The sequence below is a fragment of the Albidovulum sp. genome, from assembly GCF_008933605.1.
GTDB lineage: Bacteria > Pseudomonadota > Alphaproteobacteria > Rhodobacterales > Rhodobacteraceae > Albidovulum.
On sequence record NZ_WBUS01000143.1, the window covers coordinates 1 to 8,032 of the forward strand.

An 8,032-nucleotide genomic window follows, 5' to 3' on the forward strand; every position below is an offset into this window, starting at 1 on the left:
CCGGCTGGTTCCCGCCCGCGGGCACCATGGGCCCGCTCTGGTTCCTGCCCTTCGCCTTCCTCGCCTCGCTCGCCGTCGCCGCCGCGCGCCGGGCCTGGCCGGCGGCCGCGCGGCCGCTGGCGTCGCTTTCGCTCGCGGCCGTCGGCTCCGGCCTCTGGCTCCTCGGTCTCGACCTCGAGAGCCTCCCCCCGGGCATCCAAGTCTTTCTCGACTACGGGCCCGCCCTCTTCTTCGGAATGGCCCTCGCGGCAGCCGGCGCGGAGCCCTTCTGGCTCGGCCTCACCGCGCTCGTCGCCGCCGCGCTGGGGCTCGCGGCCGAGGCTGCCGGCGTCGCGGGGGGCCAGCAGCTTTACGTCGCCGTGCCGCTGATCGCGGTTGCGCTCCTCAGGCCGGCGTCCGGCACGGGGGCCACCCGCCTCGCGGCGGAACTGTCGATGGCGGTCTACCTCCTCCACGTCTTCGTGCTCGCCGTGCTCCTGCGCGTCGCCCCCTTCGAACTCGGCTCGTTCGCGCTCGGGCTCGCCGGGTTCGCCGCGGCTGCGGCGATCGGCCTCGGGCTCCTGCGGACGCCACTCGGACGCTGGCTCTTCTGACGCCTCGGGCGATTTCAGTATACGACGGCATACCATCTTTCCCCCGGCCGCGAATTCCGCTATGACCCGGCCCAGCAAGTCACCCCGGAGGCGGAGAATGCCCATGGCGAAGATCAAGGTCGCGAATCCCGTTGTCGAGATGGACGGCGACGAGATGACGCGGATCATCTGGGACTTCATCAAGAAGAAGCTGATCCTGCCCTATCTCGACATCGACCTGCTCTACTACGACCTCGGCATCGAGGAGCGTGACCGCACCGACGACCAGGTGACGGTCGACGCGGCGATGAAGACCCGGGAAGTGGGCGTCGCGGTGAAATGCGCGACGATCACGCCCGACGAGGCGCGGGTCGAGGAATTCGGCCTGAAGCAGATGTGGCGCAGCCCGAACGGCACGATCCGCAACATCCTCGGCGGCGTGATCTTCCGCGAACCGATCATCTGCCGGAACGTCCCCCGCCTCGTGCCCGGCTGGACCAAGCCCATCGTCGTCGGCCGCCATGCCTTCGGCGACCAGTACCGCGCCACCGACTTCCGCTTCCCGGGGCCGGGCAAGCTGACGATCAAGTTCGTCGGCGAGGACGGCACGGTGATCGAGAAGGACGTCTTCGACGCCCCCGGCGCCGGCGTCACCATGGCAATGTACAACCTCGACCAGTCGATCCTCGATTTCGCCCGCGCCTCGATGAATTACGGCCTGACGAAGGGCTGGCCGGTCTATCTCTCGACCAAGAACACCATCCTCAAGGCCTATGACGGCCGCTTCAAGGACCTCTTCCAGAAGGTCTACGAGGAGGAATTCGCCGACGCCTTCAAGAAGGCCGGCATCACCTACGAGCACCGGCTGATCGACGACATGGTGGCCTCGGCGCTGAAGTGGTCGGGCGGCTATGTCTGGGCCTGCAAGAACTACGACGGCGACGTGCAATCGGACACGGTGGCGCAGGGCTTCGGCTCGCTCGGCCTGATGACGAGCGTCCTGATGACGCCCGACGGCAAGATCGTCGAGGCCGAGGCCGCGCACGGCACCGTCACCCGCCACTACCGCCAGCACCAGCAGGGCAAGGAGACCTCGACGAACTCCATCGCCTCGATCTATGCCTGGACCGGGGGCCTGAAGCATCGCGCCAAGCTCGACGGCAACGCGGCCCTCGCCCGCTTCGCCGAGACGCTGGAGAAGGTCTGCGTGCAGACGGTCGAGGACGGCCTCATGACCAAGGACCTCGCGCTCCTCGTCGGGCCGGACCAGAAGTGGCTGACGACGATGGGCTATCTCGAGAAGGTAGACGAGTATCTGAACAAGGCGCTGGCCTGACAGGGGTTTCGCCCCCTGGCGGGGGCGACCCGCCGGGGGCGCTGCCCCCGGACCCCCGGAGTATCTCGGCCAAGAAGAAGGGGCCGGGGCCTCTGGACCTTCGGCGCGGATTGGCGCATCAGGCGCCATGGCCGATCCGAACCGACACAGCCTTCTCGACGACGCGCAGGGCATCGCCTACGGCGCCGGCATGGCCGCCTTCGGCATCACCATCCTGACCCACCTCGGCCTCGTGACCGGCCAGACGGCGGGGCTCGCGGTCCTGATCTCCTACGCGACCGGCTGGGGCTTCGGTCCCGTGTTCTTCGCCGTCAACCTGCCCTTCTACTGGCTCGGTTGGCGGCGCTTCGGGCCTGTCTTCGTCCTGAAGACCTTCCTCTCCGTCGCGCTCATGTCGGGCCTCGCCATGCTCTTCCCGCACTGGGTGTCCTTCGCCCACCTCGACCCCATCGTCGGCGCGGTGCTCTTCGGCGCGATCTCGGGCTCGGCGCTTCTCGCGCTCTTCCGCCACGGGGCGAGCCTCGGCGGCGTCGGCATCGTGGCGCTTCTCCTCCAGGACCGCACCGGATTCCGCGCCGGCTGGACGCAGCTTCTCTTCGACATCGCGGTCTTCGCGATTGCGCTGACGCTGCGCGACGCCGCCACCGTCGCGATCTCCGCCCTCGGCGCGCTGGTCGTGAACCTTGTGATCGCCGTGAACCACAGGCGCGACCGCTACATCGCCACCTGAGCGCCGCAGGGCCGTCACCGCGGCGGTTTCGGCGGGGCGCCGCTCGCCACGCGAACCGCCATCTCGGCGAGCCGCGGCCCGGCGTGGACGAGGAAGCGGCGGTAGGCGGCGCAGAGGTAGTTGAGCCCGGCCTCGCCATCGCGCGTGACCGCGAAGCGATGCTTGGGGCAACCGCCGTGGCAGGCGAAGCGGAACCGGCAGGCGCGGCACTGCGCCGGAAGCGCCTCGCGCTTCATCGCCCCGAAGGCGCGCTGCGCGGGCGCGGCCGCCAGTTCGGCGAGATCGTCCCGCATCAGGTTGCCCAGCCGGTACTCGGGGTAGACGTAGTGATCGCAGGCGTAGACGTCGCCGTTGTGTTCGAGCGCGAGCCCGCCGCCGCAGTCTTCGGCGAAGACGCAGAGCGACGCCGGCTGGCCGATAAGGATGCCCGCCATCACGTCGAAATGCTGGACCGATATCCGCCCGGCATCGCGCCGGTACCAGAGATCAAAGATGTCGCAGAGAAACTTGCCGTAGGCCACGGGGCTCACGCTCCAGCGGGTGACGGCGGCGGCGGGATCGGTACCGCTCCCGGGCGGGCCGCTGAGACGCCCCGCCGGGCCCGACCGCTCCACCACCGGGATGAACTGGAGATAATGCACGCCGAGGCCGGCGAGGAAGCGGTAGACCTCCTTCGGCTTCACCACGTTGGCGCTGTGGACCGTGGCGAGGAGGTTGGTCTCGACCCCGGCGCCGAGCAGATGGCCGAGGCCGCGCATCACCGCGTCGAACGTCGGCCGGCCGGCGCGATCGCGCCGGTACCGGTCATGCAGCGCCTTCGGGCCGTCGAGCGACAGCCCCACGAGAAAGCCGTTCGCGGCCAGGAACACGGCCCAGTCCGCGTCGATCAGCGTTCCGTTCGTCTGCAGCGCATTGCGAATCGTCATTCCCGCCGGACGATGCGCGGCCTGCAACGCAAGGGCGCGGCGGAAGAAGTCGATGCCGAGCACGGTCGGCTCGCCCCCCTGCCAGTAGAAGGTCACCTCGGTCAGCCCCGCCGCGGCCTGCGCCGCGACATGCGCGCGGGTGTAGCGTTCGAGCACCTCGTCCGGCATCCGGAACTTCGCGGTGTCGGGATAGAGGCCCGTCTTCTCGGTATAGTAGCAATAGGTGCAGTCGATGTTGCAGAACGGCCCGGCGGGCTTCGTCATGACGTTGAATGGCTGGGTCGTGGCCAAGGCAGGTTCCCCCGATGCACGGGGCCGATTTGCCGCCCTGCGGCCGGGGCGCGGCAAGGCGACCGATTGCCGCTGCCCCCCGGCGCGTCCGGCCCGCGCCGCCGGATTGGTGCTGGCCTTCGCGCCGGTTTTCCTCTATCTGGCCACAGCTTCAGGAAACGGCGGACTTCATGGACCTTCGCAACATCGCGATCATCGCACACGTTGACCACGGCAAGACGACACTCGTGGACGAGCTTCTCAAGCAGTCCGGCGCTTTCCGGGAAAACCAGGCCGTGGCCGAGCGGGCGATGGATTCGAACGACATCGAACGCGAGCGCGGGATCACCATCCTCGCCAAGGCGACGAGCGTCGAGTGGAGGGGCACGCGGATCAACATCGTCGACACGCCCGGCCACGCCGACTTCGGCGGCGAGGTGGAGCGCATCCTCAACATGGTGGACGGCGTGGTGCTGCTGGTCGATGCCGCCGAGGGGCCGATGCCGCAGACGAAGTTCGTCACCTCCAAGGCGCTGGCGCTGGGGCTGAGGCCGATCGTCGTCCTGAACAAGGTGGACAAGCCCGACGCCGAGCCCGACCGGGCGCTGAACGAGGTCTTCGACCTCTTCGCCAACCTCGGCGCCGACGACGCGCAGCTCGACTTCCCGCATCTCTACGCCTCCGGCCGCTCCGGCTGGGCGGACGAGACGCTGGCGGGGCCGCGCAAGGACCTCTCGGCGCTCTTCGACCTCGTGGTGCGCCACGTCCCGGCGCCGCGGCAGATCGCGGACGTGGAGAAGCCCTTCCGGATGCTGGCGACGACGCTTTCGGCCGACCCCTTCATCGGCCGCATCCTGACGGGCCGGATCGAATCCGGGCGGGTGCGCCTCGGCGACCAGGTGAAGGCGCTCTCGCGCGGCGGCGAGCGGATCGAGCAGTTCCGCGTGACCAAGATCCTCGCCTTCCGCGGCCTCGCCCAGACGGCGGTGGACACGGCGGAGGCGGGCGACATCGTGACGCTTGCCGGCATGTCGAAGGCGACCGTCGCCGACACGCTCTGCGCGCCGGAAATCGACATCCCCCTGCCCGCGCAGCCGATCGACCCGCCGACGATCTCCGTCACCTTCGGAATCAACGACAGCCCGCTCGCGGGGCGCGACGGCACCAAGGTGCAGTCCCGCGTCATCCGCGAGCGGCTCCTGAAGGAGGCCGAGTCCAACGTCGCCATCAAGGTCGCCGACACCCCCTCGGGCGAGGCCTTCGTCGTCTCGGGGCGGGGCGAACTGCAGATGGGCGTGCTCATCGAGAACATGCGCCGCGAGGGGTTCGAGCTCAGCATCTCCCGGCCGCGCGTGATCTTCCGGGAGGAGAACGGCCAGCGGCTGGAACCGATCGAGGAGGTCATCGTCGACGTCGACGACGACTACTCCGGCGTCGTCATCGACAAGCTCACCGGCCAGCGGAAGGGCGAGCTGGTCGAGATGAAGCCCGCGGGCGTCGGCAAGACGCGGATCGTCGCCCATGTGCCCTCGCGCGGGCTCATCGGCTACAACGGCCAGTTCCTGACCGACACCCGCGGCACCGGCGTCCTCAACCGCATCTTCCACGGCTGGGCGCCGCACAAGGGCCCGATCGAGGGCCGCCGCGTCGGCGTGCTGATTTCCATGGAGAACGGGGTCAGCGTCGCCTACGCGCTCTGGAACCTCGAAGAACGCGGCAAGCTCTTCATCGGCGCGCAGGAACAGGTCTACGAGGGCATGATCATCGGCGAGCATTCGCGCGACAACGATCTGGAAGTGAACCCGCTCAAGGGCAAGAAGCTGACCAACATCCGCGCCTCCGGCACCGACGAGGCGGTGCGGCTTACGCCCCCCGTCCGGATGAGCCTCGAGGAGGCCATCGCCTATGTCGAGGACGACGAACTCGTGGAGGTGACGCCCAAGATCGTGCGCCTGCGCAAACGCTTCCTCGACCCGCACGAACGCAAGCGGCAGGCCAAGGCGGGGTGAGCGCCGCGCGGCTTCCCGTCCCGCCGCGATATGCTAGTCTCGCGCCGAGGCATCAGCGAAGGGAGCGCTTCATGGGACCGTTCGGACTGCTGGCCATACTGGTGATCGGCGCGGTGGCGGGCTGGCTCGCCGGCCAGATCGTCAAGGGCTACGGCTTCGGCCTCGTCGGCAACATCGTCGTCGGCATCATCGGCGCCTTCATCGCCGGCTTCATCCTGCCCCGGATCGGCCTCGGCATGGGCGGCGGGATGCTCGCGGCCATAATCCACGCCACCATCGGCGCGGTGATCTTCCTGTTCTTGCTGAGGCTAGTGAAGCAGGGGTGAGGCCAGTCGGGCGCGCTTGACGGCCCGATCTGCGCGACCGTCAGGACAAGTGAACCTGCTTCATCAAGAAACAGTGCCAGGCCTCAAGACTTCTCTGGCTAAGTTCTCGTTTCGGCCAGATGCGTGATGTAGGCGCTGAACGCCGGATCCTCGCCTTCCAGGAGATCCGGCAAGGCCGTGCGAAAGTCCCTGCGCCGACACCATTCGATCATGTCGTCCTCCCACGAGAGCCAGCGGCGGCGGGCAGGTTCGTCCATCTTCTCGGCGTAAAGAATGATATAGGCCTTCTCGAACAGGGACACCAACATCCTGAATATTATCTCGGTCCGTTCCCGCTGTTCTTCGCTGATCGGTTCCGGCAGGCTTGACCGGCTCATCAGCAGCAGGTCTGAATTGTCCATCACCAGCCTGAGGAAGGTGTCGTATTCCTCCGAAAGATTTCGGTGCAGCTCGTTTACCTCGTTCGTCCGGCGCAGGCGCTCTTCACGGACGATCACGTATATCGCTGTCGGGAATCCGAGGATCGTGACCAGATAGCTCAGCGCTTCGAGCCAGACCATCAACTTTGGAAGCCTCACTGACGTGATGAACGGCACCTGGCAGCAAGACTACAGTTCCGAACGCGCCACGTCACGATCCATCCGCTGACTGCCGAGACCTGTTGGCGCGCGGGCAGCCACTGCCGAACGCAGGGACCTGCCTCGTCCTGCTGAAACGTGGGCGGTTGAGGCGTGTCAACCTCACACCCCCGTATCCACCACCTCGACGTCGTGCGTGACCTCGGCCGTGGCTGCCATCATCGCGGAAGCCGAGCAGTATTTCTCGGCCGAAAGCTGCACCGCCCGCTCGACCTTGGCGAGGCTCAGCCCCTTCCCCTTCACGGTGAAATGGAGGTGGATCCTGGTGAAGACCTTGGGCTCCGTCTCCGCCCGCTCGGCGGTCACGTCGCAGGTGACATCCTCCACCGGCTCGCGGCCCTTCTGGAGGATGTGGACGACGTCGTAGGCGGCGCAGCCGCCGGTGCCGATGAGGAGAAGCTCCATCGGGCTCGGCCCCGGTTTCGGACTGCCCTCGTAGGCGTTGCCAAGCACGATGCGGTGGCCCGCCTCGACCTCGCCGGTGAAGCACCGCGCCTCGACCCATTTGACCCGCGCCTTCATCGCCTTCCCCTTCCCCTTGTTCGGTTGCCTCTCTATGGGGTCACGCGCCGGCGGCCGCAACCGGCTTCGTGGCGAACCTCCGGCGTGCCCATCTCAGGAACGCCGCGATGCGGGGATGGCCGGCCGAGTGCCGGTCGGCCATGAGCCAGACGGCGGTGGCCTCGGGCACGGCGACGTCCAGCGCCACGAGCCGCGCGTCGGCCTGGCCGAGCGCCCGCGGCAGGGCCGCGATCCCCTGCCCCCGCGCACAGGCCTCCGCCTGGGCGAAGGGGCTCGACGACAGGAGCGCGGGCGCACCGCCAAGCGCGGCAAAGGCCGCGTAGCCGCGGATCCGCGCCAGCGACCCGGAGGCGCGGATGACCCGGTGGCCATCGAGGCTGTTGCTGCCCGCACGCAGGGGATGCGCGGCAAGGTAGGCCGGCGCGGCATAGATGCCCCAGTCGAGCCGCCCGATCTCGACCCCGACGGCACCCTCCGGCAGGCTGTCGGCCGGCGTCACGATCAGGTCGTAGGCGCCCCTGTCGAGCGCGAAGAGGTCGTCGTGGATCGCGAGTTCCGCCGGCACCTCCGCCCGCGCGCTCCAGTCGGGCAGCGCCTCCGACATGAAGAACCGCCCCGTGACCTCGCAGGCGGCGATCCGCAGCGGCTGCGGCACGGCGCCGAGGCGCTGGGCCGCGTCCTGCCAGGCGGCCCGCATCTGCCG

9 protein-coding genes are annotated in these 8,032 nt (G+C 68.5%); 5 read left to right on the plus strand and 4 right to left on the minus strand.

Annotation, left to right across the window (positions count from 1 at the left end; all coding sequences use genetic code 11):
* The 3 genes from F9K34_RS15175 to F9K34_RS15185 form a co-directional block, all read left to right on the plus strand.
* Positions 1 to 593: acyltransferase family protein (locus tag F9K34_RS15175; protein ID WP_291337951.1), on the plus strand; the 593-nt coding region annotated here is incomplete at its 5' end.
* Between the two features lie 103 nt (positions 594 to 696).
* Positions 697 to 1,908 carry an NADP-dependent isocitrate dehydrogenase gene (locus F9K34_RS15180; protein WP_291337953.1) on the plus strand — a complete coding sequence of 404 codons (1,212 nt, stop codon included), beginning with the start codon at positions 697 to 699 and terminating at the stop codon, positions 1,906 to 1,908.
* 127 nt (positions 1,909 to 2,035) lie between these two features.
* The gene (locus F9K34_RS15185) at positions 2,036 to 2,638 is read left to right on the plus strand and encodes a YitT family protein (RefSeq protein ID WP_291337960.1); all 603 of its coding nucleotides are present in this window, start codon (positions 2,036 to 2,038) and stop codon (positions 2,636 to 2,638) included.
* 14 nt (positions 2,639 to 2,652) lie between these two features.
* Here F9K34_RS15185 and F9K34_RS15190 read toward each other — a convergent pair whose 3' ends face one another.
* Entirely contained in the window at positions 2,653 to 3,828 is a 1,176-nt protein-coding gene (locus F9K34_RS15190) for an anaerobic sulfatase maturase (RefSeq protein ID WP_291337965.1), read from the minus strand.
* A gap of 197 nt (positions 3,829 to 4,025) precedes the next feature.
* Between F9K34_RS15190 and typA the strand changes: the two genes are divergently transcribed.
* On the plus strand, positions 4,026 to 5,843 hold the full coding sequence (gene typA, locus F9K34_RS15195; RefSeq protein WP_291337967.1) for a translational GTPase TypA: 1,818 nt from the start codon (positions 4,026 to 4,028) through the stop codon (positions 5,841 to 5,843).
* Between the two features lie 71 nt (positions 5,844 to 5,914).
* Positions 5,915 to 6,169 (plus strand): GlsB/YeaQ/YmgE family stress response membrane protein, encoded by a 255-nt coding sequence (locus F9K34_RS15200; protein ID WP_291337968.1) that lies wholly within the window; start codon positions 5,915 to 5,917, stop codon positions 6,167 to 6,169.
* A 98-nt stretch (positions 6,170 to 6,267) separates the two neighbouring features.
* On the opposite strand, the gene F9K34_RS15205 is transcribed toward F9K34_RS15200, so the two are convergent.
* The 3 genes from F9K34_RS15205 to F9K34_RS15215 form a co-directional block, all read right to left on the minus strand.
* On the minus strand, positions 6,268 to 6,729 hold the full coding sequence (locus F9K34_RS15205) for a hypothetical protein (RefSeq protein WP_291337969.1): 462 nt from the start codon (positions 6,727 to 6,729) through the stop codon (positions 6,268 to 6,270).
* Positions 6,730 to 6,909: 180 nt separating this feature from the next.
* The gene (locus F9K34_RS15210) at positions 6,910 to 7,329 is read right to left on the minus strand and encodes an OsmC family protein (protein ID WP_291337970.1); all 420 of its coding nucleotides are present in this window, start codon (positions 7,327 to 7,329) and stop codon (positions 6,910 to 6,912) included.
* A 40-nt stretch (positions 7,330 to 7,369) separates the two neighbouring features.
* Positions 7,370 to 8,032: LysR substrate-binding domain-containing protein (locus F9K34_RS15215; RefSeq protein ID WP_291337971.1), on the minus strand; the 663-nt coding region annotated here is incomplete at its 5' end.